Raw genomic sequence first — 26,120 nt, forward strand, 5'->3', positions numbered from 1 at the left:
AAATACGGAGCGGCAGAAATATCAGTTCCCGTATAAAAAAATTGGGACAGCGCCATTCAGCTGGAGTGTGAACAGGGCTCTATCTTAAATTAAGGCATTATTTGTCTGGACAATGGGGTCCACTATATAGTCCAAAATTCCCCGCTTATCCGCCTTATAGTAAACTTCCAGAACTAGCGATGCATCTTTCTGAATATTCAGGAATAACAGTTACAGAAGAAAGAATTTTAGAAATAATTTTAGATGATAAAGACAATAAATTTACCCTGTCTGCTGTTTTCCCTGATTACGCAATGGCTATCCGTTGTCGTGAGGTGCAGTATAACAAAGTCGATTTAGACGATGATATTAAAAAACGGATATTCCCTGATCAATTAATCAGGAACGATTTACTAAGTTGGCAGAGAGGTCAGCTTAAAATGAGCATTATAGATACTTGTAACCAAGATCTTCAGTTGGGCGATGATGAATATGTGTCAATTGCATATAGTAATTATTGGGAATATTTTGATCAGCTAGAAGAGAGTATTCTAAAAATGGCTATTGAATACATACAGATAGATACAGATCGATATTTAATTGAAGATGCGTATCTGGATAAGCCGTTGCCGCCAGGAGTTTGGGATTTATCAATGATTGGCAGCGAATGGATAGAAGTTAATCGTCAATACCATGCTTTATTACACAAGGCAAATGCGTCGAAGATACAAGATGGACGATGGACGGGAGGAGTTTGTGTGAAGCGGGATGGGCAAATTTATAAGCTTCAACGAATTCGTAATGATGTTGAATACCCAGATTATTTAAATGCTGGGCTTGAAAAACTTAAGCAGCAAATATCTGGCTTTTATGTCGAAGATTATCTAGAAGAGAGTTGTTACAAAGAAGCAGAGAGGCGAATGAAAATTTGGAGTGACTATTTTGCAATAGAACCATTAAAAAATAACAAATATTATCCTATGGATTATTTGCATGAAGGCATTATGCTGGTAGTCAGGACTGATGCCATAAAGGTCTTTGAGGATGCATTTGGTCGAAAACCTGATCAAAAACTAAGCAATAAGCAATTGAAGGAATTGGAACAATTGAAACTATTGGAGCACTCAGATTACTTGAAATTTCTTCTTGAAGCCTCAGAAAAATTCTGGATAAACTCTAAAGTCATTCCTGCAGATTGGAGTACGCACAGCAACAATGATGACGTTAGTAACTGGTTGAATAGAAAAGGTTTATCAATGAGAATCGCAGTTGCTGGTGCAACTATTATTCGTCCTGCATGGGCTTATGTGGGTAGAAAGCCTAGTAAAAATTAGTCTAAAAAAAGACAACCTTCATTTCTCGCTTTAAACATTGTGCAATTAAACATTTCATAGGGCCATAAAAAGCAATCCCTTTTCATGAATAAATGAATCAGAAAAACTCTCCATTCATTTTACATTTACGTTTTGTATTCATTAACCTGCACAGCAGATTCCCGACTTTTACTTGAAGAACTATTAGATGGCAGACTATTTACTCGGCGCAAGGATCTTGCCAACAACATCCGATTACTCATCGGCACTAATGGCCTTCATGCCATATTGAATGGTTCCTGGGGAGCAAAAAACCAGAATTACTACTCGCTTCTTGAGTTTAAGCTTTAGGTAGTCATTCCGGTCTATAAATGAATTTAGCTGTTTGTTTCCTGACTACGGTAGCTTGTTGCCTATTTATTTGTTCCTGAAAAGTGTCAACTACTTTTGAGAAGCTATTAAGGATGCCTAAAAAACACATCGCATCACAAATAAACTAGATTTTACAGTGCTATTGAATAATGCAATTCTGTATTTCTCCCTTCGATGGGCAGAAATACAGCGCTATTGATATAAAAAGAGCCTGTTCTGTCCTTTGTATCATTATATAAACAAATTTTCTGTGTAGTAAAAGCAATCAGTTGCAAAAAAAAACAGATTTCCTTCCCCTGTTACGGGTGCTTGAAAAGCTTAAAATCAAACACTTAAATCCCCTCATTTCATCCCTCACCCGCAAATTAAAGGTGTGTTCACTTGTGCAAATACCTATACCTTTAGGTCAAGGTAATATTCATTAAAATTCAAACAGTTATATATATTTTTGCAAAACGGTTACGGCAGCGACGAGAAAATGCACTTAAGTAACCTGAGACTCGAAAAACTTGTTTAATCAAGTTATTGTCGCACTTCATATTGCGCACACAATCGCAGTAAAAAATATCTAATTAATAAATTCTTGAGAGAAAAACAGCTGGTATTGCGGCAGTTATTGCGGGCCAAAAAGCTGATGCACGAAAAACTTTTCATAAAGGGCGTCACCCTTTTATGTCAGTAATAACGGGGGTTAAGTCGTATTATTTGAAAGTATGTCGCCTTTAGGGATGATACCCTTTCATCTATTAAATTGAATTAAATCCGTCAAACTACACCAACTTTTACAACACAGGAGATTAAAAATGTAGAGACAACCCACAGCATCACTGGACAACATCGTTCCTTATCAGATGATCCAAATTCGTTTTCCACACCTTTACAGTTCAAAAAAGCTGGGATCGGTAAAGCAACGGCAACGTAACAGACTTACTAGAGCGTTCCAGAAGGTTGGGAAGAGTCTTTTTGTAAATTCAATTATTTTGGCAGAGTGCATCAATGCTCTGCCGGAGGGATGATTATCGAATATTAAATATAGATCTGATTGGCATAAAGTAAAAACTTGCATTAAGAAAGGAAACTCTCAGTTTTGAAAAAAAGACTTCAACTCGACTGGCATCGATTTGGGGAAATCTTTTTTAAAATGCAGTTTTTATTAATAAATAGAGTGTTGCTGTAGAAGAGCGACACTCTAAAGATAACTTATTCTTTAGATGGAAATTTAAAAAAAATGAAATTAACTAACATTGATATTACAGATTTGACCACACAAAAGCAACATTTTTCAAAACAACCAAACATTGGGGCAGTAATTAGCAATTACGATGTAACGGATTTTACGCCATATGAGCCTTTGGAGTCTTTGTTACAGCCATATTCCACTGAAACTCCAGAAGAGATTTTAAGTGCGGTAGCGCTTCCAGCAATAATCTCTAAAGCTGAAGACGGTAACATTATATTTAATGAGTCTGATTTTACTCTAAATATTAAAGCATTACAGGAATCAGCTAAAAATAACATTACGTTTACTATCTACACATCAAGCTATAGCGAACTTTCAAAAAAATATTACAGAGAAGATGGTGCTATAAAAAAACAAGCCTCTGCGCAAATGACAAACGGTAAGGCTATGCGTGTCACCATGCCCTTTGAAAATTTCCCAGAGGTCATAGCTAAAGTTTCTGAGAATCAAGCGTTTGGATACGGTACGCATCCGTCTGAATACAAAAACATTGTCGGAATTACCACAAAGCATAATGCAAAGCCAGATCAAGGATTACTTGCGCGAACTAAGGATTATTTCGGCTACCCTCAAGAAGGAGGCGTGCTGATGATTGATCATGATCCGAGTATGTATGGCGCTAATCTTACCTCTGATGAGCTAATCAAGGTGTTAATCGAAATCCATCCTCAAATAGGGCAAGCTGCACATCTCTGTCGTAACTCTGTATCTGCTGGGGTTCACTTAACAGGAAAGGAGTCTACTGGAAGCACAGGTTTTCATGCCTATATTCCAGTTTGCAACGCCTATGATATACCGCGATATGGTCAAGTTTTGTTCGATCGACTATGGCTGAAAGGGTATGGATATATTGACCTGTCTAGTAACGGCTCCTTATTAGTTCGGACGGTGATAGATGGTTCGGTATTCAGTCCTGAGCGGTTAGATTTTGTAAGTCAGCCAATTATTCAGGGAGAAGGCCTGGAATGGACGCCGCCCGCAATGCAATATGTATCAGGCGGATCATTAGACACAATGACTCTGGCAGACTTAAGCAGCGTGGAATTAGTTGCTGTGAAACGATTGCAAGATGAAGCAAAAGCGGCGATTAAACCCTCCAGTGAATCCAAATGTAAAGAATGGGTGGAGCTAACTGTCGAAAAAATAATGCAACAAAAAGGGGCTACCGATGATCTAGCCAGAAAAACGATTAAGGGGATGTTGGCAAATAAATGTAATGATTTATATGGCATTTTCCCTTTGGAATTTTCTGATGACATGGGGACATTTACTGTAGCCCATGTGCTAGATAATCCAAAATTGTTTGATAAAAAATCGTTAGCTGATCCGATCGAAGGGAAAGAATATGGCGTAAGTACGGCAAAATTTTACTGGAATGATGGTAATAAGCCATGCATTAACAGTTTTGCACATGGCGGCCAACAATATTTCTTATTTAAAAATTTAGAAGACGGGATTTATGGTTCGAAGCTATCGACATTGTACCAATTAGTTAGCGCATCGAAACTTAAGCGTAATGATAAAAACCAGATTATTGCCTGCTTATTGAATGTTTGCTCAGCTATTGATGATAAGGATTTTATAGATTTTAACATTGGATTTGATGAGTTTCGTGAAGAGCTCATGTTTCATTGTGGTGACGGCCAGTGGCAACCTTTTTGTGATCAGCACTATACGGAACTGAGAATGGCTCTAGCGGTCAGGGGGTTCACAAATGTCAGACAGGAATTAATGCGCGACGCTGTTAGTGTAGTTGCGTATAGAAACAAATTCGATTCGGCAAAGGTATGGCTTAACTCACTAAACTGGGATGGAGTGAGTCGCATTGAGACCTTTTTTATACGGTATTTCGAAGCAAATGACGCACCTTATGCACGCTCTGTGGCTTTCTATACATGGACGGCAATGGCGGGCAGGGTTCTTTCGCCTGGCTGCCAGGCTGACATGGTACCCGTCTTGCTGGGTAATCAGGGCATGGGCAAATCGACCGCTCTTGCGGCAATGGTACCCTCGCCTGAGCATTTCTGCGAAATAAGTTTGAATGAGAAAGATGACGACCTTTCACGCAAGATGCGAGGAACTCTAATCGCTGAATTAGCTGAGTTGCGGGGACTAAATACTAAAGATTTGGAGACAATTAAGTCGTTTATCACGCGTAGACATGAAAAGTGGACTCCAAAGTTTAAAGAGTTTACGACTACATTTCCTCGGCGATTGATAATGATTGGCACAACAAATCAAGAGGAGTTTTTAGCTGACCCAACTGGAAATCGCCGCTTCTTACCCATCGTAGTTACCAAAGCAGATCGCAAAGCTATTGCTGCAGACTATAAGCAACTGTGGGCGGAGGCTGCTGTGTTGTTTAATGCTACAGGAGTAGCGTGGCAAGACGCTGAGCGATTAGCGCATGAAGAACACTCTAAATTTGAAATAATTGATCCATTGGAAGAAAAAATTGAAACCTGGTTACAGACCCCCTATTTATCAGCACCGAATAAAATGAAGCCAGAAGATAGAGATGGGATTTCTACAACCGATATTATTGAAGAATGTCTGAAAGTCGACCCAAGGTTTTGGGTTATGACTCCTGGTATTACGAAGAAGGTCGGCGTGGTAATGAGGAAGTTAGGATATAAACACAAGCAAGTACGGCGCGATGGTTTTAAGCAATATTTATGTTTATGGTTCCATTAGTAGAACTGACATGTCTTGCGCTTGTTGGCTTCTCTAGAAGTGCTGGATTGTAGGACACTACAGCCCAGTAATGGTACAGAAACAACGGCACTAACCTGCTCTTAACCGAAGAAACTAATGAAATCATGCACAAAACTCGTCATTAAGCAGATCAATGCAAATGAAAAATAACAAAACACACTCTCGTAGCAAAAGATGGTCTTTTTCTAAAGGCAGTTTGCATCATGAGGATTTTTGTGCAAATTTAACCGATTTTTCTGAATTATTATAAAAATTCATTAATTATCAATACCTTAATTAATTATACATGATTTTACCTAGATTAATCAGATACCGAAATGCCCCAGGATACTGCGACATGGATAAATCACTTTTTGATAGGAACATTCGTCCTTTAGTCGACATTGAAATACATGACGGCCCAAAGTATGTTGCTTTTGATAGAGTTGATTTAGATGCCGCAATAGATGCGTTCAAAATTAGTCATGGTATATCAAAGTCAACCAACAAGGAAAATACAGAATGTCAAAAAGAATACCAGGATTACAATATGATAAAGACGCGGCGCAGTGGAGCGTCGACAAAAGAATCAAAGGTCACGGAAGACTCAGAAAACGTTTACGAGCAAGCACTAAAGAGGAAGCAGAAATAGAATTTTATAACATCATTTCCAATCTTCAGGCGACTGTAGTTAGACGAGATCACGGATTGATGACGTTTCGTGAAGCGGGCTTAAAATATATTGGTGAATCAACCAAAAAAAGCTTTTCTCGTGATATTCACACCCTAAAAGCTGCCGATCCTTTCCTGAAGGATTTAACGCTAAATGAAATTCACAACGAAACGCTTAAATCTTTTATTCTCGCACGCAAAGAGGCTGGCCTGAAAAGTAGCACGGTGATTAGAGATATAGCTGTCATTCGTGGCATTTTAAGACTTGCTGTCAATAAATGGAGAACCGTAGATTCAAAACCTTATCTACTAACCGCTCCTTTATTCGACTTACCCAAATGGGATGATGCGGGAGAACCCTATCCATTAAATAAGAAGGCACAATTAAACTTGTTCAGAAAGCTACCTAAACATTTGAGAAGAATGGCTTTTTTTGCTATTAACACAGGTTTACGAGTACAAAGTATCTGTTGGCTGCGCTGGGATTGGGAAGTAGAAATACCGGAATTAAATGCTAGTATTTTTCTTACGCCTGGCAAAGAACGACCCTATGCTGATGGCATTTGGCCTGGAGAAAAAAACAAGGAAGATCAAATTGTCGTTTTAAACAAGATTGCAAAAGCAGTAATTGATGTACAACGTCGTCAGCGTAAAGACAACTGTCCTTATGTTTTTCCGTTTAAAGGCAAAAGAATTGGCGGAATGAATAATTCAGGCTGGAAAAATGCCTGGGTTGAATCAGGCTTACCAGTTTGCAAAGAAGTCAAAAAAGGACCACACAACTTGAAACATACCTTTGGAAGGCGGTTAAGAAATGCTGGGGTTCACTTAGAAACCAGAAAAGTGTTACTACATCACACTAACCATGACGTAACAACACTCTATTCACCAGCTGATGTTTTAGACCTTTTAACTGCTGCTGAAAAAGCTGTGGAGTTCCGATCAACGACATTTATTGCACGTCAGCATAATTAATCTCAATATTCCGAAATATGTGTGGCATTTAGAAAATATGTCCAGTAGCACATCTCTACTGCTGGACTTATTAGCTTTATTCTCCCCAACACCCCAACACCCCAACCCCAGATCTGAAGCCATAAACAGCTCAGAAATACGTGAAATGCCCTCCAAGTAATGCGTGAGTTTAGCCCTATATTTTGATGAAATCGTTCTTAATTATGCGGCGAATATAATCTTGAACTATCCGCACCCCGAATTACCGTGTAAAAACATCTGAATTAAGCAATAAGCAATCCCCACACGCATGACGACAAAAAATCATAACTCAATGCGTCCCAATGCTCCAGCACAACCTAAATTATGACACTGCCAATCGACAAACTGAATTTAAAAAATCTTTTTTTATGGACTTATGAAATCTATCATAAGGGATCTAATTGATAGAACTTATGAACATACATGATGTAATCCAATCGTTCATTTACCATTTATAACTTGATTAAATCATCAAAAGCATCGAATATTAGAGGGCAACGGTGAGTCCTGATACTGACCCAAGGAGACATAATCATGTCAAAAACAATATCAGGCTTGCAATACGATCGAAAAACAAAGCAATGGAGTATCGATAAACGCATAAAAAACCACGGGAGGATTAGGCAACGTTTAAAAGCTACCTCGACAGACGAAGCTGAAACTGAGTTTTATAAAATCATTGCTGACTTACAAGACAGCAATCAGAGAACTCAGGACGGCATCATGACTTTCAATGAAGCTGCTACACGCTATGTCAACGAATCGACTAAACGCAGCTTAGATCGCGATATCTTCACGATTACCCTTGCTAAGACATTTATAGGCAGCTTGACGCTATCCCAAATACACATGGGGACGTTGCAGGCTCTCATTGAATACAGACGTAAGGAAGGCATCAGAAGCGCTACAGTCAAACGTGATTTGGCGGTGATTCGTCGAATTCTCACCCTGGCAGCTCGCTCCTGGCGGAATAATGATGGACACGCTTACTTAAGCTGCCCACCGTTATTAGAAATGCCTGACTGGGAAGACTCTGCTATTCCGTATCCGTTGGATTGGCAGGAGCAGCAACGTTTATTCGAAGCGCTACCCTCTCACTTGGCAGTGATGGCCTTATTTGCTGTCAATACGGGTTTAAGGGAACAAGGGGTGTGTTGGTTACGCTGGGATTGGGAGGTAAAAATTCCTGAACTGGATACCAGTATTTTTATAACACCAGGGAGAAAGCGAATTTATTCTGATGGCGTGTGGCCAGGCGAAAAAAACAAGGAAGACCAAATGGTGGTTTTAAATCGCGTGGCGAAATCTGTTATTGACGCTCAACGCGGAAAACATGATGAGTATGTTTTTCCGTATAGTGGCAACCGGATTACTCGGATTCACAACACTGGCTGGAAAAATGCGTGGAGAAAAGCAGGACTCCCAAAATCTGATGAATACAATCGTGGACCTCATAATCTGAAACACACGTTTGGAAGACGACTGAGGAATGCGGGAGTACCCCTGGAAACGAGGAAAGTTTTGTTGCATCACACCAATGGTGATATTACGACTCACTACTCGCCTGCTGAAGTTTCAGAACTGTTGGAAGCTGTTGAACGCATTGTCGATCAGAAGCCTTCACAGATCTTAAGACGCGCTGGATGAGTAAATGAAAAAGTTACCACAAAAGTTACCCAGCCAAATTTTAGGCATAAAAAAAGAGGCGTCCGACTAAAGATAACCTCTTGTTTTATTTGTTCTTTGGTGGTGGGTCGTGCGCGATTCGAACGCGCGACCATCGCATTAAAAGTGCGGTGCTCTACCGGCTGAGCTAACGACCCAACAAAGATTGCCTATTATACGGATTAACTCGATTCTCGCAACACTTTTTTTCAGCTTAATTGATATTGCGTTGGATCTTCTATTCCCGCTTCTATGAATCCGGTTTTTCTTAGACGACAAGCGTCGCATACTCGACATGCACGACCTTGCTCATCGGCGGAATAGCAGGAAACCGTGCGTCGGTAATCTACACCCAATGCCACACCCTGCTTTATGATCTCCGCCTTGCTGAGCGCGATCAGCGGGGTGTGTATGGCGAAATGTTCGCCTTCCACGCCAGCCTTGGTGGCAAGGTTGGCTAATTGCTGAAATGCGTTAATAAATTCAGGCCTGCAATCCGGATAGCCGGAATAATCGACGGCATTAACACCGATAAAAATATCGTTCAGCTTTAAAACTTCTGCCCAACCCAAGGCAAAAGACAGAAATATGGTATTTCTTGCCGGCACATAGGTTACCGGTATGCCTTCCTGCGGGGTGTTTGGCACGGCAATGTGCTCATCGGTCAGTGCGGAACCGCCAATCGAGCTTAAGCCCAGCTTGATGACTTTATGATCTTCGACTTGATAATCTGCCGCTATCTGCGCGGCCGCTATCAGTTCGGCATTATGCCGCTGCCCATAATCAAAGCTTAAGGCATAACATTTGTATCCCTGCTTTTTTGCAAGCGCAAGGACGGTAATTGAATCTAATCCCCCTGATAACAGGACTATGGCTTTTTTTTGCATATCGATTTATTTACCTTGGGCGTCATCCCAAAGTATCTTATGGAGTTGAAGTTGAAAGCGAACAGGCAATCTGTCCTTAAGAATTTTTTCGGCTAATTCGGTTGGATTTTGCTGCCCCATCACCGGTGAAAACAATATCTGGCAACGATTAGGCAAGTCATATTCGGTTAAAACGGTTTTTGACCAGTCATAGTCCTCATCATTACCGATGACGAACTTAAGCTGATCTTTTTGAGTCAGATACTCAATATTTTGATAAAGATTTTTACTTAATTCACCTGAGCTGGGTGTTTTAAGATCCATGACTTTGACAACGCGCTGATCGACTGCCGACACATCAAGCGCACCACTGGTTTCAAGCGAAACACAATAGCCTTTATCAAGCAATTTTGTCATTAACTCAAGACAGGCAGGTTGCGCCAGAGGCTCACCCCCGGTTACGGTGATATATTGGGTTCCGTACTGCTCAGTCTGCGCGATAACGGCATCAATCTCTATTTTTTTACCGCCGGTAAAAGCATAGGCCGTATCGCAATAGACACATCTTAACGGACAGCCGGTGAGTCGAATAAAAACGGTGGGCAGACCTACCGTATTCGACTCACCCTGCAACGAATGGAAAATTTCAGTTATACGTAACAAACTCACAGCTATTGTTTATTTAATATCGCCAAGTAAAAGTAATTTCTTTGCCGCTAATCGAGCCGCTGTCGAGCTGGGAAAATCTACGGTAACGCGCGTTAAATATTCGCGCGCCTTGACTGTATTCTTCTGCTCAACTTCGATATACCCGAGTTTCAATAAAGCATCCGGTACTTTTGTGCTATCCGGATATTTTTCAACCATGTCATTAAAAGCCTTACGCGCCAAATCAACATCCTGATTAACCCTATAGGCCTCACCTAGCCAATATTGAGCATTGTTTGCATACTCACTACCGGGGTTTTTACTTAGCACGGCATTAAAGGCAACAATCGCCTTGGCAGTATGTCCATTTCTAAGTGCTTCATACGCTTGCTGATATTGCTGTTTTTCATCGCCTACAGGAGGTAGGCGAGGGGCAGGAGCGGAAGCTTCACCGGCGGCCGGCCCAGCATCCTGTTCCTGTTCGGAAGTCTGCTTAACCTCTGGAGCATCAACCGGCGGTTCTACCATTTTAGCTTCCGATTCAACTGAACCCTCTTGCATTGGGGAATTTTCATCGGCTATTGGCTTAACCGCCGCTTCGGCTTTTTGCTCAAGACTCTGCATCCGCTCATCAAAATCAGAGTACATCGTACTTTGAGATTTTTTCATCTCGGCAATAAGATAAGTCTGCTCTTCTAGCTTGCCTGTCAGTTGCCGCACTTCAGTTTGCAATTGTTCCAGTTGCCTCATCATTTCATACAGACCATTACCTGATGAGGGCTGTACAGCACTAACCTCACCCGCTGGATACATTGAATTATCAATAACGGGCGGTAAAGATTCTGCATGGACTGCACCGCAAACACACAGCAACATGATAAGACGAGCTTTCATTTATTTGCCTTGATAAACTAATTCAACACGACGATTAAGCTCCCAAGATGCCTCGTCATGTCCGAATGACGCCGGTTTTTCTTCGCCATAACTGACGACATTAAACTGATCGCCAGCAACACCTTGAACTTTCATCATACTGGCTATAGATTTTGCACGCTGCTCACCCAGTGCAATGTTGTACTCAGGAGAACCGCGTTCATCACCATGGCCTTCCATGACCACGCGCTGATCAGGGTGTGCCATCAGATATCGAGCATGCGCGGCAATGACCGGAACAAAATCATCCTGAACCTGACTACTATCCAGCATAAAATAAATAGTGCTCTTTGACAGCGGGTTGCTTGGATCGCTGAATTCAGGGCCTATACCAGCATTCGGATACATACCCGAACCACTCATTTCTGAGCCAGGCAAGCCTGATCCATTATTAATCCCACTAGTTGATGCATCGTTGATACCACTGGTGGCATTTTGAGTGCCGTCAGTAAGACTGGTATCCAATTCATCGTCACTACAACCCGACAGGATTACCGCGCTTATTGCCAATGCCAATACTGTTTTATTCAATTTCATTTTAATTCCCAAAAAGTAGTCTATTAATTTAATTTTACAAAAAATATGTTAAGTCCAGTCAAACTAAGGCGCCCATGCCGGTTCGCGAACGTCGTTACTATCGAACACCAGCTTCTGCTGCATTTTACCATCCAATGATATAGCTGATAAGTAACCTGCATTACCTTTCCGGGAAGCATACAAAATCATACTACCATTCGGGGCAAAACTTGGAGATTCATCTGATCGCCCATCAGTTATGACATTAACTGACTTGGTTGCCATATCCATCACCGCAATACGATAATCGCTGCCATTCCCATGTACCATGGCTATACTTCTACCATCCGGTGAAAAACTGGCGCTGGCATTATAACTACCTGAAAATGTAAGTCTTTTTTGATCATCACCTTGGCTAGACATAATATACAGTTGCGGCTTTCCGCCTCGATCCGAGGTAAAGACAATACTGCTGCCATCAGGAGACCAAGTAGGCTCGGTATCAATGGCAAAACTACTGGTCAATTTGGTTAAAGATCGCGTCAGCAGGTTTAAGGTGTAGATATCAGGACTGCCATCTTTAGACAAGGTCAAAGCCAATTTTGTCCCATCCGGCGACCACGAGGGGGCGCCATTAATACCGGGGAATTCGGCAATTCTTGCTCTATCGCCGGTCGCTAAGGTCTGAACATAAATTGCAGCTGCTTTTTTCTCAAATGAGACATAGGCTATCTTTCTACCATCCGGCGACCACGCAGGGGACATCAACGGCTCCACAGACGAGGCTATGGTCTGCGCATTAAATCCATCCGCATCGGAAATCTGCAGCTTATGGGTACTTTGTTTGCCCTGCCTACTGCTGGTAACGTATGCAATTCGACCACTGAAAACACCTTTCTTACCGGTCAGTTTCTCAAAGATAAGGTCACTGATCTGATGAGCCGTTCTGCGCAAATTGGCCGCTGATGAGGTCATTCGGTAGCCCATCAACTGTCCGCCCTTATAAACATCAAACAACTGAAACTGGACATTGTATTGACCATGGTCTTCAGTCACCTGCCCGATAACCAGATAATTCTGGCCTATAGCCTGCCAGTCCTTAAACTGGACCGCTTCCGCCGTACTGGGTCTACCCGGCATACTTTGCTTATCCAGCGTTTTAAAGTAACCGCTACGCCCTAAGTCCGTATCAACGACAAAGCTAACATCAACTGGAACGCCCGATGCCCCTTGCATAGCAAAAGGAACAATTGAAATAGGCAGAGCACTTTCAATGCCTTCAGTAATTTCAATGGTCAGCTCTGCATGGCTATTTGGCACATAGAAACCGACCAAACACATCAACAAAATTTTTCTAAAAAAGCTCATTTGTTTACCCCAATAACTTAACCGTTAAATAATTGACGCTGACGCATCAACGACATCTTTATGATGATAATACCGCGCTTCAGATCATCGGGAACGATCTGGATCGAACAAAAACTTAAATGACTTAAATTCTTTGGCTGCTAATTCTTTATCTTTAGGCACCGGAAGCGGCGATGCTCGGTGCACAGCATTTTCCGCTGAACGATCAAAAATAGCATCACCACTGCTGGTAACAACTACGGCATCTATCACCGTACCATCAGACATCAACCTAACCTGAATTGTACACTTTAAACCCGCTGAAGCAGAAACCGGTCGAATCCAGCTTCTGGCTACTTTTTGCCGAATGGCGGCGGCGGCGGTTTTTATCGCCAGCTGATCTTGCTCTGCATCCATTCTCGCTTGCTCTGCATCCATCCTTGCTGCCTCGGCCTTTTCAGCCTCGGCTTTCGCCCTAGCGGCTTCTGCTTTTTCTGCTGCTACTTTCGCTTTAGCTGCTGCAAATCGCTCTGCTTCGACCTTGGCTTTGGCGGCTTCCGCCTGTTTGGCCTCGGCTTTGGCCTGTGCGGCCGCTTCGGCTTTGGCTTTGGCCGCTTCCGCCTGTTTGGCTTCGGTCCTGGCCTGTGCGGCCGCTTCGGCTTTGGCTTTGGCCGTTTCCGCTTGCTTGGCCTCGGCCCTGGCCTGTGCGGCCGCCTCGGCTTTGGCTTTGGCAGCTTCCGCTTGCTTGGCCTCGGCCCTGGCCTGTGCGGCCGCCTCGGCTTTGGCTTTAGCCGCTTCCGCCTGTTTGGCTTCGGCCCTGGCCTGTGCGGCCGCCTCGGCTTTGGCTTTAGCCGCTTCCGCCTGTTTGGCTTCGGCCCTGGCCTGTGCGGCCGTCTCGGCTTTGGCTTTAGCCGCTTCCGCCTGTTTGGCTTCGGCTCTGGCCTGCGTTGCCGCTTCGGCTTTGGCTTTGGCGGCTTCCGCCTGTTTGGCTTCAGCTCTGGCCTGCGTTGCCGCTTCGGCTTTGGCTTTGGCGGCTTCCGCCTGTTTGGCCTCGGCTCTGGCCTGCGTTGCCGCTTCGGCTTTGGCTTTAGCCGCTTCAGCTTGTTTGGCTTCGGCCCTGGCCTGTGCGGCCGCTTCGGCTTTGGCAGCTTCCGCCTGTTTGGCTTCGGCTCTGGCCTGCGTTGCCGCTTCGGCTTTGGCAGCTTCTGCCCGCTCGGTTTCTTGACTGGCTTCCGCCTCTTGCTTTATTGCCTCTTCAGCCTGACTGTCCTCCTGCTTTACAGGCTCTGCGGTAGCCTCAGCCGGATTTTTAACGGTGGCCTCATCAACAATTTCAGCATGAATAATCTCCGGCGCTGCTTCCGATTCTATTTTTTCTGGCTTTATCAGAGCACTTAAAGCAAACAGACCTAAAATCGTAAGATGCAAAGCCAAGGCCAGAATGACAGGCCATGTAAATTTCCTTTTACTATCCATCGAAATCTATTGTTCGCTCGACTTAGTCATTAAACCCACACTAGGCACACCGGAATTTTTTAATCCCGCCATTAGCGTAACCACGACACCATATTCAATACCCTTATAGGCTCCGATTAAAACCTGGGTGTTCGGCTTCTTGTTTAATACCGCCATTACCCGAGCCTCGACCTCTTCACGCTGTATCTGCTCAGGTTCCTGGTCATCAACAGTAATAAAATATTGGCTTTGTTCATTAATTGATAAAACTACAGGTAAATTATCGCCTTCGGATTCTACGGTTGCCGATTCTGCTTGCGGAAGCTCGACTTCCACGCCTGTTTGCAACATCGGCGTTGTTATCATGAAAATAATCAGCAGCACTAAAGTCACGTCAATGTAGGGAACCACATTGATTTCTGCCATAGGCTTCCTGCGCCCATTTTTCCTGCCCATTTGTGGAGCGCTCATTTTTGATGCGCCTGACGTTGTAACAATACGACGAACTCTTCAACAAACAACTCATATCGACCGGTCAATCTGTCCAGTCGAGTAGAAAAGCGGTTATACGCAATAACCGCGGGGATTGCGGCAAACAAACCTATGGCTGTTGCGATCAAGGCTTCGGCAATACCCGGTGCGACTTGCGCCAAAGTTGCCTGCTTGACATTACCTAACGACATGAAGGAATTCATGATGCCCCAAACTGTGCCGAATAAACCGATGTAAGGACTGATCGAACCGACTGTAGCAAGAAAGGCCAAATGCTCATCCAGTCGTTCCAATTCACGCGATAATTCGATACGCATGACTCGCTGCGCACTTTCAACCTGCACGCCGGGTTCTACATTACCGGCCTGGCGCATTCGGGAAAATTCTTTATATCCGGCCAGGAATATTTTTTCTATGCCTTCCGGCTCAAAATCCTTGGCCGCCAACTTTCGATAAAGCTCAGCCAACACCACGCCGGACCAAAACTGTTGTTCGAATTCATCGGTGATTTCAATCGCCCGATTAAGCTCTTTGCGTTTGCTGAAAATAAAGGTCCATGATGACACCGATGCGGCCAACAATATCACCATGACGAATTGAACGACAAAGCTGGCTTCTTTAACTAAATGGAAAAGCGATAAATCAGTATTCATTAATGGTGTGCTCTAAGTGCTCTAAATAAAGTTTCGGGAATAGCTTTAGGACGCAGGGTTTGTGCATCCAAACAGGCAATTTTAACACTGCCTCTGCACAAAATATCATCGCCTCGCGTTACAACTTGCTCAAAAATAAGGCTGACTTTTTTAGCCAGACTCACTTTTGCACTCACTTGCAGTTGTTGGTTAAACCGGGCAGGACTTAAATAATCGACCTGCACGGAACGTACTACAAAAATAATGCCTTCACTGGCGATCAGCTCATCCTGTTCATAGCCCATGGCTCTGAGCATTTCGGTTCTGGCCCGTTCGAAAAACTTCAGGTAGTTAGCGTAAAACACCACCCCGCCTGCATCGGTGTCTTCGTAATAAACGCGCACCGGCCAAATAAAATCGTTCATATCCGTTTAATTATTCAAACAAATCCTCAGATACACCTAAATGTTTTGGCGGCTGCAAGCCAAAATGCAAATAAGCATTCTGGGTGACTACACGGCCGCGAGGTGTGCGCATAATAAATCCCTGTTGCAGCAAATACGGTTCCACAACATCTTCAATGGTACCCCGTTCCTCACTGATTGCAGCGGCTAACGTATCCAGTCCTACCGGCCCACCGGCAAAGCCTTCAATCATGGCCATAAGCAGTTTGCGGTCCAATGAATCAAAACCGTTATTATCCACTTTCAACATTTCCAAAGCCTTAAAGGACAGCTCCTCAGTAATCGTGCCATTGCCTTTTACTTCCGCATAGTCCCGCACCCGACGCAACAATCGATTTGCAATTCGGGGCGTTCCGCGAGAACGACGGGCTATTTCATAAGCGCCGCGCTGTTCCATTTCGATACCCAGCACCTTGGCTGATCGCAGCGCAATACTCGCCAATTCCTCAACCGTATAAAATTCCAAGCGCTGAACGATGCCAAAACGATCACGTAACGGCGATGTCATCAAGCCGGCACGAGTGGTCGCGCCTACCAGGGTAAAAGGCGGCAAATCCAGCTTGATAGAGCGCGCGGCAGGGCCTTCGCCTATCATCAGATCAAGCTGATAATCTTCCATGGCCGGATATAAAATCTCTTCAACTGCAGGACTCAGACGATGTATTTCATCGATAAACAAGACATCATGCGGTTCAAGATTAGTCAGCAATGCGGCAAGATCACCGGCTTTATCCAGTACAGGGCCGGATGTTTGGCGGATTTTAACACACATTTCGGCGGCGATAATATTAGCTAGCGTCGTTTTCCCCAAACCGGGCGGGCCGAAAATTAATACATGATCCAAGGCTTCTTTTCGTGCCGTTGCCGCCTGAATGAAAATCTCCATTTGCTCGCGCAATTCTTGCTGACCGATATAATCGGCTAGGCGTTTGGGTCGGATAGCACGATCCTGACGTTCTTCATCGGCATGGCTGGTGGCGGTCACCATGCGGTCGCTTTCTATCATCTGACCGAGCCTTGTAATGCCAGTCGGATAATGTCTTCACAGTTTTTGCCTTCAGCACTGATATTCTGCACCATTTTTCCGGCATCCAGCGGCTTATAGCCCAGAGAACACAAGGCGCTGATGGCTTCCTGTTTTGGGTTATTAACCCGTTGTATTTTATCGCCGCCGACTGCTGATGAATCGACCGAATCGGTTGAATCACTCAAGTCCGGCAACCGGTCGCGCATTTCAATAACCAGACGTTCGGCCGTTTTTTTACCGACTCCAGGCAAGCGCACCAAGGCTTGGGTATCATTATTATGAATGCAGCGATGGAATTCTTCGGCACTCTGTCCCGATAAAATCGTCAAAGCCAGCTTAGGGCCGACGCCATTGACCTTGATCAGGGTTCTGAACATAGCCCGATCCGCTTCGGCTGAAAACCCGAATAGGATCTGCGCATCTTCCCGAACCACCAGATGCGTATGCAGCATAATCTCGGAACCAATGGCGGGCAGATTATAAAAAGTCGTCATCGGCGCCTCGACTTCATAGCCGACGCCATTCACGTCGAGCATCAACAATGGCGGCGCTTTAAACACCAGTTTGCCGCGCAGAAAACCGATCATCGCAACAAACCCTGCTGCAAACGTTGTGCAGTTTGCTGATAATGGGCATGACAAATGCTGATACCCAGCGCATCGCTGGCATCGATCTGCAACTCACCTTGAATATTTAACAGAATTTTCACCATGTGCTGAACCTGTATTTTTTCGGCGCTGCCCTTGCCTACCACCGCCTGTTTGACTTGCCGGGCCGCATATTCAAACACCGGCAAACCGGCGGTATGAACCGCACAAATTGCCGCTCCACGCGCCTGACCCAGCTTGAGTGCCGAATCGGCATTTTTATGCATAAACACCTGCTCTATGGCCATTTGTTCAGGTTGATAGCGTTCGACAACTTCGACAATGCCGTCAAATATTTGCTTCAGCCGATCAGGAAAATAATCGACTTTAATCCGAATACAGCCGCTGGCTATGTATTTATAACCGTGCGCTGAGTCTTCTATAATGCCGTAACCGGTTATTCTGGAACCGGGGTCTATCCCTAAAATTCGCATCAGCTATTAATTAAGTTCCTTGTTCCCATTCGTTGAGTCGAAACCCGGTAATGGACGCGCTGAGTCCTGTGTTTGCAAGGCCTATACTCGACACTCCCGGCGCAGCGCGTGGGAACGAGACAGACCTTAGCCTAAATTATTCCAGCCCATCCATAATTTCGTCGCTAATATCCGCATTGGAATAAACATTCTGCACGTCATCCAGATCTTCCAACCGATCTATCAAACGCATCATCTTTTCCGCGCCATCGGCATCCAGTTCAGCCATCGTTGCGGCCTGCATGGTAACTTCGGCATTATCCGGCGTAAAACCTGCGGCAATCAACGCATCTTTGACTTCCAGATAGCTTTCCGGCGCGGTCATCACATCCACCGAACCATCGTCATTGACGATGACATCTTCCGCCCCGGCTTCCAAAGCCGCCTCCATCAGAGCATCCTCATCAACCGAAGGCGCATAACTGAGAATACCGATTTTACTAAACATATAAGCCACAGAACCGTCTGTGCCCAAGTTGCCGCCTGCTTTAGAAAAAGCATGACGCACTTCGCCGACAGTGCGGTTACGATTATCGGTCAGACAATCGACCATAACCGCCGTGCCGCCAGGACCGTAACCTTCATAACGAACGACTTCATAACTAACACCTTCTAAAGCGCCGGACGCTTTTTTGATCGCGGTATCAATGGTATCGCGGCGCATATTTGCACCCAAGGCTTTATCAACCGCAGTGCGTAAGGTAGGATTACTTGCAGCATCCGGCCCACTGGTTTTTACTGCTACCGTTATTTCCCGCAGCATTTTAGTGAAAATTTTGCCGCGTTTAGCATCCTGCCCTGCTTTACGATGCTTGATATTAGCCCATTTACTATGCCCAGCCATTGTCTCTCTCTTAAAGTACAGTTAAATTAATCGGTCGTTTATATAATATGCGCCAGTATTGACACCAAGGTCGGTTCAGCGCTATAAAAATCGGCTTGTTCGCGAACCACCTGCCGATCAACCACGCCGCCAAAGCCGATCACAACGGCTCCGGCCTGCTTGGTTTCCATATCGGTGTTGCCGTCGCCCACCATAACCAGTGAGCCTTGCGCCTTAAGTGTGCCCACAACAACGGCTTTGCCGCCCGATCTGGCCAACGGCGAGTTCTGATCATAATCGCGATAACTGCCGTCTGCATTGAAATAAATATCGACTGCGTGAACCTGAGTTTCCGGCAAACCTAAAACCCGTGCCAGCGGCAAAATAGCCTGACGGAGTCCGCCGCTGATAATGTGCAGCTCCTTACCGTGTGTAGTTAAAGTCTCAAATACTTCTTTAGCGCCATCGACGATCTGCTCGATATACAAATCAGCCAGCCAGTTGATGCTGGACTGATCCGGCCTGATCAGCGACAAACGTTGCTCATAGACGGCTTCTAGCAGCACTTCGCCATTCATCGCCGCATTGGTCAATCTGGACATTTCCTCGCCCAAGCCGACACGCCGGGCGAGTTCGTCTATGCCTTCTATTTTGCTTAAGGTGCTGTCGCAATCAAAGCAGATGACATCAAAACTCATAAGTTAATCTGGATAGCCTTCTGTACCGCAGGAATAAGACACAACTGCTGCAACAAATCATCTGTCAAGGGTTCGGAAACACTAATAACCGCCATCGCCTGCTGCTGTTCATCCGCCGTACCCACCTGCATCCTGGAGATATTGATATTGGCATTGCCCAGCACACTGCTGATTGCCGAGATAACGCCCGGCTTGTCGTCATGCTGAGTCACTAATAAGGTGCCTTCGGGTACCACTTCAATATCAAACTGGTCAATACAAACCAGACGCGGATGACAGCCGCCCAACAAGGTTCCCGCCAGCGTAATGGTTTGACCCCCGCAATGCCCAGTCACCTTGATCAGCGACAAATAGTCCTGAGTTTCTTCGGTTTTCGATTCAACCAGAACAATGCCCTGGCGCTTGGCAATATTTTCGGCGTTAACCCGGTTTACCGGTGTGGAAAATTGTCCGCTTAACACGCCGATTAAGGCAGCGACAGAAACCGGACGCACTTCAACTTCTGCCGCCCTGCCCATTAACGCCACTTCGATTTTTTCTATCGGTTTGGTCGCCAGACCCACCAACACCTTGCCAAGAATATTGGCTAGCGTCATAAATTCGCGCGATTTTTTCAGCTCTTCCGCCGATACTCTAGGCAGGTTTAACGCATTAACCGCCTCCCCGGTCTTTAAAAAAGTAACCGCCTGACGGGCAATTTCGACGCTGACAGCGACCTGCGCTTCGCTGGTCGATGCGCCCAAATGCGGGGTAAAAACGATATTGTCCAATTCCAGCAACGGCGAGTTGGCCGGCGGTTCATTTTCATAAACATCCAGCGCCGCACCGGCTATCTGGCCATTTTTCAAGGCCTCATACAAAGCGGCTTCGTCAATCAAGCCGCCTCTAGCGCAGTTGATAATCATCGCTTCTTTTTTCATCGTCGCCAGCTGAGCGCTGCCAATAATGTTGCGGGTTTTTTCGATCAAAGGGCAATGCAGGGTCAGATAATCCGCCCTAGTCACCAGCTCTTCCAGACTGACAGATTCAACGCCCAGATCTGCAAATATTTCAGGCGCAACAAAGGGATCATAAGCAATCACCTGCATTTTCAGACCCAAACCGCGTTGCGAGACGATCCGACCGATAGTGCCGAAACCCAATATCGCCAAGGTTTTATGAGCAATTTCAGAGCCCATCAACTTGGAACGCTCCCACTTTCCGGCGCGAATGGAGCGGTCAGCCTTAGGCAAATGCCGGCTCAGCGACATCATATGCGCAACGGCCAATTCGGCCGTCGTGGTCGCATTGGCATCCGGCGTATTCATCACAATAATCCCCAGTTCCGTTGCCGCAGGAATATCGACGTTATCGACACCGATACCGGCGCGGCCTATCAGCTTTAGGTGCTTTGCCGCCTGCAAAACTTTTTTGGTCACCTGGGTATCGCTACGAATCAACAGCGCATCGTAATCCCCGATGATATTGCACAGCTGCTCCTCATTGAGCCCAGTTTCAATATGAATTTGTATGCCGGACTGCTCGTTTAAATAATTGATACCGGCTTCTGCCAATTTGTCGGAAATAAGGATTTTTTTCAAAGGAATGCACCGGAAAAAGGTTATGCGTTAAAAACAAAGTAGTTTAACAGATTTACCCGCAGGGCTGTTGCACCCTGCGGTTATTGACAATGTTCAGCCTTAGTCGCCCCGATAATAACCCGCTGGAGAAGGTTGACGCGCCGGTTTGGGAGCCGCTTGAGGCGCTTCCTCGGCTTGCACTCCCGCATCCGCATCTTCCAGCGGCGGCAAGCGCTCATAAATAGCTATAGGCTCGCCAGCCTGACCAGTAAGCGCCCGATTTAACGCTTTTTGATCAAAATCAGGCATTTCAGTTCCCGACTGACTTGCACCATATATACCATCCCTGGCGATATTACCGGCCTTTTCAATCAACCCCAGTGCCACGGCGAAACGCTGTTCCAGCGTGGTCTCCTCACCCTCCAAATCAGGATGCGCTTCCACATAAAGAACATTATCCAGCCAGCCAACCTTGATAGGTTGCTTAACGATATAGACCGGCGTTCCGACCGCGACCATATCGTATAACTCCTCGACATCTTTAGGATACATACGAACGCAGCCATGGGTTATCTGCATGCCTATGCCATGAATCTTGTCAACATCGGTACCGTGTATCCGGTATTCTCCCGGCAGCGCCAGATGCAGTGCGCGCGTACCTAAAGGATTATTCGGCCCCGGCGCAACAACAACCGGCAAAGGATCGCCATTCGCCGCATGTTCGCGCCTAATTGATTCGGGCGGATGCCATGAAGGGTTCATAATTTTTCGGATAATTTTAGTTTTACCCAATGGTGTCTTCCAATCCTGCCTACCGACGCCATGTGCATAAGACATGACCTGCTTAGGCACTTCACCCTTTTTAGTCGGCGGATAATAATACATGCGGTATTCGGAGATATTTAAGGTAATTCCGTTATGAGGCGAATCCGGCAAAATACGCTTATTAGATAAACGAACAATCTCGCCTTTTTTAACCAACCAACGATCAACATCGGGGTTTAACCTGACTATTTCTGTTTGCCCCAAAAGAAAGCGACGTGCCACATCCAATAAAGTTTCGTCCTCATCTGTACGGGTTAAAGGCATACCATCAGGGTATTGAGTGATGACGCTATCCTGAGTGTTTTCAGGCATGGCATAGGTCGTAGCATTTGCATGACCGCCAATGACGGACAGTAAGATAGTAAAGCTAAGTAGTGCGCGAATATTCATTGCGATAAATTTCTCAGAAACACAATATAAAAAATAATAACTGTTTTCAACAACCAACGTTGTTTGCCAGTTGTAGGCGTAGATAAATCCGCACCTAATATAGACAATCCCCAGCTAAACACCAAGATCTGCCCCTATAAAAAACCGACTATAATATCATGCCAGACTGGCTCAAGCATAATTTAGCTGGCATTCTTGGGCTTATTTTGGGAATTATCGCCATTAGCCCTATAATTCAATTAATACAACACATTACCTTCAACCCAATAACAAGAGATCGCCCATGTCCATGCAAATTTTTCGCAGCAAACACATTACCTCGGATGACGACTCAGGCAGCGGCCTCAAGCGTTGTCTGTCTAAATGGGATTTGGCCTTTCTCGGTATAGGCGCAATCATCGGTACCGGTATCTTTGTACTGACCGGAATCGCCGCCGCTACTCAATCCGGGCCTGCGGTGACCCTGTCATTTGTGATCGCCGGACTCGCCTGCGCGTTCGCCGCCTTGTCTTATGCCGAATTGTCCGCTTCAGTCGGCGGCTGCGGCAGCGCATACGGCTACAGCTATGTGGCTTTCGGAGAGATATTCGCCTTTATGATCGGCTGGGATTTGCTGCTGGAATACAGCCTTGCCGTAGCAACCGTCGCCAACGGCTGGTCCGGCTACTTCAATAACGCATTGACCGCCATCGGCATACCGTTACCGGAGATGCTGACCAAAGCCCCAAAACTCGGCGGACTGATCAACCTGCCTGCAACCGCGATTATTCTGATATTGATGCTGCTGCTGATTATCGGCGTAAAGCACAGCGCCAAAGTCAACAATGCGATGGTGTTTGTCAAACTACTCACCATCACCGTCTTTATCGCCGTTGCCGCGTTCAACATCCACCCGGAAAACTGGCATCCGTTCATGCCGTTCGGCTGGTTTCAGACCCTGCCTGACGGCAAAACCACCGGCGTACTGGCGGGCGCATCACTGGTATTTTTTGCCTACGTCGGCTTCGATGCGGTGTCCACCGCCGCCGAGGAAGCCCGCGATCCGCAACGCGACCTGCCGTTCGGTATCGTCACCTCACTGGCTTTTTGCACCGTTATCTACATCCTGGTTTCCGGCCTGCTGACCGGCGTCGTCAACTATACCGAACTAAACGTCTCCTCGCCTGTCGCTCACGCCCTGAACCTGCTCGGTTACAACTGGGCGTCGGCGCTGATTTCAACCGGCGTTATTGCAGGACTGACTACCGTCATGCTGGTACTGTATTACGGACTGACCCGCATCATCTTCGCTATGTCCCGCGACGGCCTGCTGTCGCCGTTCTTTAGCGAAGTGAACCCCAAAACCCAAACCCCGGTACGCGTCATTGTCTTATGCGGCATCATCATGGCGATAGCCGCAGGCTTCATTCCGCTAGGCGACCTGGCCGAACTAGTCAACATCGGCACCCTGGCCGCATTCGTGCTGGTATGCTTAGGCGTATTGGTGCTCCGCATCACCAAGCCGGACATGAAACGCCCGTTCCGCTCGCCGTTCAGCCCGCTATTTCCGGTGTTGGGTATGCTGTCCTGCACCGCACTGATGGCGTTTTTGCCTGCCCTCACCTGGTTGCGCTTTGTGATCTGGCTAGTTATTGGGCTGATTGTTTATTTTTCTTATTCTGTGAGGCATAGTCAGTTAGCGAAAGACAAGTAGTCGATTACACGAGGTACGAAGCGGATCAATCGCGAACGATACGCTTCCTTCGTCGATAAATATATGGACTCCTCCGTTTTGCAAGCTTTTTCTCTTTGATCGCTACGGTCAGTCAACACAGTTGCCGCCCTATATCCGGCCTGTTAATGAGGTCTTTGCTGCCTCTGGCCCTGATGGATTTCCGCGTGCTTTCATCTCTATCATCCTACTGGCCTCGAAGGCCCATGCGCTGAACGGATTCCTGAAAACGCCAGTCCAACCGGTTTGCCATCGCGTTGAAAAAGGCTTCACAACTGGGGAGTGGCGGTTAAAAACCTCTTTAAATGTTTAAAAAAACGGGTTATTGCACACATCTTGTTTAGGTGCTGGCCGGTACCGGGGCGTGATAGCTCTCCGTCCGAGTCAGCAGCGCCCAGACGACTCGGGCGTTCTTGTTGGCTACCGCCACCGCCGCGATGCTGGCATTACGGCCGTTTCACCAAGTCGCTGGGGGATAGTTTAGTATTCTCCGTTTCCCTAATGAGCGACCCCGTGCTTTTTTTAGTGAACCTGTGGGCGAGTGAATTTTATTCCTCATGCTGTTATTGTGGCGGAGCCGGTGGCGGGCCGGACGGTGGCGATGGAACATGCGAGGCTGGCGGCACATCTTGCTGGGGTATTGCGCCGGAGAACTGCCCCGACACTGGAACCTGGTGGCCTTTGGCATACATGCACTGAATATAAGCCATATCGTAACGCTGTTGCACTCCGTACATGGAGCTGCTGGCAGCGCCGGTGCCAACCAGGCTGCCGCCCACCAAACCGGTACCGGCTCCGATGGCAGCACCGCGCCCTCCCCCAATTGCTGCGCCGGCTGCCGCACCAAGTGCGGTACCAACTGCGGCGCTAGTGACGCCGCTATTCACCGCCGCTTGATTCGCTGTAGTGCCGCCAACCTGAAACAAAGCGTATTCCTGACAGATAGCATCGTCATTACGAAACTGATCAAAAGAAAAGCCGGTACCGGGCAGCACCATGACACTGGGACCGCTGGGTAAACTGACACAACCGGATACTGCCAGTATAACGGTGCTCGAAAGCACCAGGGTAAAACGGGACATATTCGTACTCCTTAGCGAGGCGCAGACGGGGTCGGTTCAACTTGTAGCCAACCGCTTGGGCATTGCTTGATATAAGGGTAATAACCTTCGGGATTGTTACAGTAATACCAGTAACCAGGTGCATATTGTTGAGTAACAGGTGGAGCTTGCTGAATGTAAACCGGTGGTGTTATTGGTACAGTGATAACGGCGGGCGGATAAGCATAATAAGGGGAATAGTAAGGTCCGCCATAATAGGGGGGATAGTAAGCCCTACCATAATAGCCTAGGCCATAGCCTAAGCCCAACCCTAAACCTAGTCCGCTATAGTAGCCTCCATATCTCCAGCCACCACCACCATAATGCCTCACGCCATAGTGATCACCACTATACCCTCCTCTCGCCCATACAGAGTTGCTGGTCATCACCCCCATCAGGACCATGACCAAGCCTGCCACGTTGATCTGTTTCATAATAGTTTCCCTCCCGCATCTACATAGCTATCTACACAAGTCACATTAGGAAATCCTGAGCTGTTTCTTGCAAAGCGGCAAGCTCCTCATGGGAGTAACAATCCAACACCTCCTGCATAGAAAGGAATATCCATAATCCTGCCAACAAC

At 46.1% G+C, this 26,120-nt stretch carries 23 protein-coding genes and 1 tRNA gene; 5 read left to right on the forward strand and 19 right to left on the reverse strand.

Annotated elements, in window-relative coordinates; translation table 11 throughout:
* Positions 1–179 precede the first annotated feature (179 nt).
* The 4 genes from RW114_RS15360 to RW114_RS15375 all read left to right on the forward strand — a co-directional run bounded on the left by RW114_RS15360 (position 180) and on the right by RW114_RS15375 (position 8,913).
* Positions 180–1,313, forward strand: coding sequence for a hypothetical protein (locus RW114_RS15360; protein ID WP_340123642.1), 1,134 nt, complete (start codon positions 180–182; stop codon positions 1,311–1,313).
* A gap of 1,579 nt (positions 1,314–2,892) precedes the next feature.
* A complete protein-coding gene (locus RW114_RS15365; RefSeq protein WP_340123643.1) occupies positions 2,893–5,598 on the forward strand; it encodes a VapE domain-containing protein in 2,706 nt (901 codons plus the stop codon).
* Positions 5,599–6,120: 522 nt separating this feature from the next.
* Positions 6,121–7,245, forward strand: a complete 1,125-nt coding sequence (locus RW114_RS15370) for a tyrosine-type recombinase/integrase (RefSeq protein ID WP_340123644.1) — start codon at positions 6,121–6,123, stop codon at positions 7,243–7,245.
* A gap of 555 nt (positions 7,246–7,800) precedes the next feature.
* Entirely contained in the window at positions 7,801–8,913 is a 1,113-nt protein-coding gene (locus tag RW114_RS15375) for a tyrosine-type recombinase/integrase (RefSeq protein ID WP_340123645.1), read from the forward strand.
* Between the two features lie 100 nt (positions 8,914–9,013).
* Here RW114_RS15375 and RW114_RS15380 read toward each other — a convergent pair.
* The 17 genes from RW114_RS15380 to RW114_RS15460 form a co-directional block, all read right to left on the reverse strand.
* Positions 9,014–9,089, reverse strand: a tRNA-Lys gene (locus RW114_RS15380).
* A gap of 51 nt (positions 9,090–9,140) precedes the next feature.
* The gene (gene queC / locus RW114_RS15385) at positions 9,141–9,818 is read right to left on the reverse strand and encodes a 7-cyano-7-deazaguanine synthase QueC (RefSeq protein WP_340123646.1); all 678 of its coding nucleotides are present in this window, start codon (positions 9,816–9,818) and stop codon (positions 9,141–9,143) included.
* Positions 9,819–9,824: 6 nt separating this feature from the next.
* Positions 9,825–10,466 carry a 7-carboxy-7-deazaguanine synthase QueE gene (gene queE / locus RW114_RS15390; protein ID WP_340123647.1) on the reverse strand — a complete coding sequence of 214 codons (642 nt, stop codon included), beginning with the start codon at positions 10,464–10,466 and terminating at the stop codon, positions 9,825–9,827.
* A gap of 9 nt (positions 10,467–10,475) precedes the next feature.
* Positions 10,476–11,321, reverse strand: a complete 846-nt coding sequence (gene ybgF / locus RW114_RS15395; RefSeq protein WP_340123648.1) for a tol-pal system protein YbgF — start codon at positions 11,319–11,321, stop codon at positions 10,476–10,478.
* An 18-nt stretch (positions 11,322–11,339) separates the two neighbouring features.
* Entirely contained in the window at positions 11,340–11,915 is a 576-nt protein-coding gene (gene pal / locus RW114_RS15400) for a peptidoglycan-associated lipoprotein Pal (RefSeq protein WP_340123649.1), read from the reverse strand.
* A 63-nt stretch (positions 11,916–11,978) separates the two neighbouring features.
* Positions 11,979–13,262, reverse strand: coding sequence for a Tol-Pal system beta propeller repeat protein TolB (gene tolB, locus RW114_RS15405; protein ID WP_340123650.1), 1,284 nt, complete (start codon positions 13,260–13,262; stop codon positions 11,979–11,981).
* An 84-nt stretch (positions 13,263–13,346) separates the two neighbouring features.
* The gene (tolA, locus tag RW114_RS15410; protein WP_340123651.1) at positions 13,347–14,717 is read right to left on the reverse strand and encodes a cell envelope integrity protein TolA; all 1,371 of its coding nucleotides are present in this window, start codon (positions 14,715–14,717) and stop codon (positions 13,347–13,349) included.
* Between the two features lie 6 nt (positions 14,718–14,723).
* Positions 14,724–15,167 (reverse strand): protein TolR, encoded by a 444-nt coding sequence (tolR, locus tag RW114_RS15415; protein WP_422614824.1) that lies wholly within the window; start codon positions 15,165–15,167, stop codon positions 14,724–14,726.
* On the reverse strand, positions 15,164–15,841 hold the full coding sequence (gene tolQ, locus RW114_RS15420) for a protein TolQ (RefSeq protein WP_340123652.1): 678 nt from the start codon (positions 15,839–15,841) through the stop codon (positions 15,164–15,166). The genes tolR and tolQ overlap by 4 nt, the downstream gene beginning before the upstream one ends.
* Positions 15,841–16,245 (reverse strand): tol-pal system-associated acyl-CoA thioesterase, encoded by a 405-nt coding sequence (gene ybgC, locus RW114_RS15425; protein ID WP_340123653.1) that lies wholly within the window; start codon positions 16,243–16,245, stop codon positions 15,841–15,843. The genes tolQ and ybgC overlap by 1 nt, the downstream gene beginning before the upstream one ends.
* Before the next feature lie 10 nt (positions 16,246–16,255).
* Positions 16,256–17,287: a Holliday junction branch migration DNA helicase RuvB gene (gene ruvB / locus RW114_RS15430; RefSeq protein WP_340123663.1), complete on the reverse strand. Its 1,032-nt coding sequence runs from the start codon at positions 17,285–17,287 to the stop codon at positions 16,256–16,258.
* The gene (gene ruvA, locus RW114_RS15435; protein WP_340123654.1) at positions 17,287–17,898 is read right to left on the reverse strand and encodes a Holliday junction branch migration protein RuvA; all 612 of its coding nucleotides are present in this window, start codon (positions 17,896–17,898) and stop codon (positions 17,287–17,289) included. The genes ruvB and ruvA overlap by 1 nt, the downstream gene beginning before the upstream one ends.
* Positions 17,895–18,395, reverse strand: coding sequence for a crossover junction endodeoxyribonuclease RuvC (gene ruvC / locus RW114_RS15440; protein WP_340123664.1), 501 nt, complete (start codon positions 18,393–18,395; stop codon positions 17,895–17,897). The genes ruvA and ruvC overlap by 4 nt, the downstream gene beginning before the upstream one ends.
* A gap of 133 nt (positions 18,396–18,528) precedes the next feature.
* Positions 18,529–19,275, reverse strand: a complete 747-nt coding sequence (locus RW114_RS15445; RefSeq protein WP_340123655.1) for a YebC/PmpR family DNA-binding transcriptional regulator — start codon at positions 19,273–19,275, stop codon at positions 18,529–18,531.
* 38 nt (positions 19,276–19,313) lie between these two features.
* Positions 19,314–19,952, reverse strand: coding sequence for an HAD-IB family phosphatase (locus RW114_RS15450; RefSeq protein ID WP_340123656.1), 639 nt, complete (start codon positions 19,950–19,952; stop codon positions 19,314–19,316).
* On the reverse strand, positions 19,949–21,532 hold the full coding sequence (gene serA, locus RW114_RS15455) for a phosphoglycerate dehydrogenase (RefSeq protein ID WP_340123657.1): 1,584 nt from the start codon (positions 21,530–21,532) through the stop codon (positions 19,949–19,951). Before serA ends, RW114_RS15450 begins: the two co-directional genes overlap by 4 nt.
* Before the next feature lie 99 nt (positions 21,533–21,631).
* Positions 21,632–22,648, reverse strand: coding sequence for a L,D-transpeptidase family protein (locus tag RW114_RS15460; protein ID WP_422614826.1), 1,017 nt, complete (start codon positions 22,646–22,648; stop codon positions 21,632–21,634).
* Positions 22,649–23,009: 361 nt separating this feature from the next.
* Between RW114_RS15460 and RW114_RS15465 the strand changes: the two genes are divergently transcribed.
* On the forward strand, positions 23,010–24,419 hold the full coding sequence (locus tag RW114_RS15465; protein WP_340123659.1) for an amino acid permease: 1,410 nt from the start codon (positions 23,010–23,012) through the stop codon (positions 24,417–24,419).
* A 581-nt stretch (positions 24,420–25,000) separates the two neighbouring features.
* On the opposite strand, the gene RW114_RS15470 is transcribed toward RW114_RS15465, so the two are convergent.
* Both RW114_RS15470 and RW114_RS15475 read right to left on the reverse strand, forming a co-directional pair.
* Positions 25,001–25,519: a glycine zipper family protein gene (locus RW114_RS15470; RefSeq protein WP_340123660.1), complete on the reverse strand. Its 519-nt coding sequence runs from the start codon at positions 25,517–25,519 to the stop codon at positions 25,001–25,003.
* An 11-nt stretch (positions 25,520–25,530) separates the two neighbouring features.
* A complete protein-coding gene (locus tag RW114_RS15475; RefSeq protein ID WP_340123661.1) occupies positions 25,531–25,971 on the reverse strand; it encodes a hypothetical protein in 441 nt (146 codons plus the stop codon).
* Between the last annotated feature and the right edge of the window lie 149 nt (positions 25,972–26,120).

The sequence above is a fragment of the Methylobacter svalbardensis genome, assembly GCF_037671525.1.
Lineage (GTDB): Bacteria > Pseudomonadota > Gammaproteobacteria > Methylococcales > Methylomonadaceae > Methylobacter_A > Methylobacter_A svalbardensis.